We start from the raw sequence: 2,246 nt of genomic DNA on the forward strand, positions 1-2,246 counted from the left end.
GTTTGTTGGAATGTCAAGCCAGCAGTCGTAGCAGATATTGGCCGTAGGCGTTTTTCTTTAGCGGGGCGGCCAGTTTTTCTACTTGTGCTGCATCGATCCAGCCGGCGTTGTAGGCGATTTCTTCCGGGCAGGCGACTTTCAGGCCTTGGCGGGTTTCGACGGTGGCGATGAACTGGCTGGCTTCGAGCATGGATTCGTGGGTGCCGGTGTCCAGCCAGGCATAGCCGCGGCCCATGGTTTGCACATCGAGCTGGCCTTGTTGCAGGTAGACATTGTTGACGTCGGTGATTTCCAGTTCGCCACGGTGCGAGGGCTTGATGGCCTTGGCGATATCGACCACTTGTGCATCGTAGAAATACAGGCCGGTGACGGCGTAGTTGCTTTTGGGCTGTTGCGGCTTTTCTTCGATGGAGAGTGCCTTGCCGCTGGCGTCGAATTCCACCACGCCGTAGCGTTCCGGGTCGTGCACATGGTAGGCAAACACGCTGGCGCCGCTGGTTTTGCTTGAGGCATCGCGCAGCAGGCTGGCAAAGCTGTGACCGTAGTAGATGTTGTCGCCCAATACCAGGGCAGACGGTGCGCCGGCGAGGAAATCTTCACCGATGATAAAGGCCTGTGCCAGCCCGTCCGGGCTGGGCTGTACCGCGTATTGCAGCTTGATGCCCCACTGGCTGCCGTCACCCAGCAACTGTTCGAAGCGCGGGGTGTCTTGCGGGGTGGAGATGATCAGGATCTCGCGGATGCCGGCCAGCAGCAGGGTGCTGAGCGGGTAGTAGATCATCGGCTTGTCGTAGATCGGCAGCAGCTGTTTGCTGACTGCTAGTGTAGCGGGGTAGAGGCGGGTGCCGGAGCCGCCCGCGAGGATGATGCCTTTTCTGGCTTGGGTCATGTTTTGCATTCCAATATTGGGTGTTGCTTGCGGTGTTTGTGGTGTGCTTGCCGAGCTGTATGTGCGGCCCCTCATCCGGCGCTGCGCGCCACCTTCTCCCCAGCGGGGAGAAGGGTTTGGGTTGCATCCCGCCCTACGATGCGGGCTGCGCGTGGTGATAAAGCGTGTCGGGCGCAATGTCCAGATCTTCGGGCTAGCAGACGGTATCGAAGGCTATATATGCCTGACGGAAACGGATGGGGTCTTTCAGGCTTTTGAAAATACCGCGCTCCAAATAGGGGCTTACGTCGAAAATCCGTTGTTCACCCGCATCAAAGGTCAGCAATAGCCGGCTGTTGTCGAGTACGGTGAGTTGCGTCACTTTGTGCATGTGTCACCTGAGTGGATCAATGGGGAAAGGCCGCTCACCGTTTACGGCGAGTTCCCAGTCAGCCAGCAAGGCCTCATGTGCTCGTTTTTCTGTTGCAGCTTGCCGGTTTGGCGTGCGGGGCATGCGCCTGGTTTGGTGTGGTGGGATATGCCGCGTGCGGCGGCTATCCCATCCGGCCGGTAGGGCCCTCATCCGGCGCTGCGCGCCACCTTCTCCCGGGGGGAGAAGGATTGATGGTGCTGGTCTGTTTTGCGTTGCACGGTGGCCGTCGGTCGCGGTGCCCTCTTCCGCTGGCGGGTGAGGGGGGCATCCCAATCCACTAGTCAGCGGGTTTTTGTGCCTGCGCCTTCACTTCCGCGCGCAGTGCTTCGATTTCCTGGCTGAGTGCGTCGTATTCTTCCTGCTTCCGCTGCAAGAAGTGTTTAGTCAGTGCAGCTTTCTCTGCGATGCCGCTGGGGGTGAGCACATAAACGTAGCCGAACTTGTTCTTGGCGCGGGCGAAGTTCTGCATCTTGACCCAGCCCTTTTCCATTAACGCTTTCAGGCAATAGTTGAGCCCGCCCACGCTGATGCCGAGTTGCTCGGCCAGCTCGCGCTGAGTGATGTCCGGGTTGTCCTGCAGCAGGCGCATCACGCGATAATAGGTGTCTTCTTGTAGCTTGCTTTGGCGGCTGGCCATGGGGCGATTTACGATGGTTCGTGGTGTTTCAGGCACGCTACCGCCCTACCGTGTCACGTTCGGCAAGCGCGGAGGGCGATAAATAGACAGCGGCCGCAAGCGGCCACTGTTCAAGATTGAACGATTGTACCTTGTCTGGGATCTCAGGCCAAGCCTGGATATGCTTTTGTCGTTCGGCTGTGTTTCATCCGGTTTTACCCAGTCTGGCGGTATCAATCTGCATGCGCACCCGTTTGTGCAGCAGTTCGAGCAGGATGATGGATCTGTGTTCGGCTTCGCTGCACTGGTAGATCGCCTCCAGCCCGGCA

General features: G+C 58.8%; 3 protein-coding genes. All 3 read right to left on the reverse strand.

The features are described 5' to 3' along the window. Nucleotides 1-13: 13 nt before the first annotated feature. The gene (gene rfbA / locus EGI20_RS17640) at nucleotides 14-889 is read right to left on the reverse strand and encodes a glucose-1-phosphate thymidylyltransferase RfbA (protein WP_498629778.1); all 876 of its coding nucleotides are present in this window, start codon (nucleotides 887-889) and stop codon (nucleotides 14-16) included. 193 nt (nucleotides 890-1,082) lie between these two features. Next, a complete protein-coding gene (locus tag EGI20_RS17645; RefSeq protein ID WP_498633024.1) occupies nucleotides 1,083-1,259 on the reverse strand; it encodes a DUF2442 domain-containing protein in 177 nt (58 codons plus the stop codon). 319 nt (nucleotides 1,260-1,578) lie between these two features. Continuing rightward, on the reverse strand, nucleotides 1,579-1,938 hold the full coding sequence (locus tag EGI20_RS17650; protein ID WP_498629777.1) for a MarR family EPS-associated transcriptional regulator: 360 nt from the start codon (nucleotides 1,936-1,938) through the stop codon (nucleotides 1,579-1,581). Nucleotides 1,939-2,246 lie beyond the last annotated feature (308 nt).

The sequence above is a fragment of the Aquitalea sp. S1-19 genome (assembly GCF_024343515.1).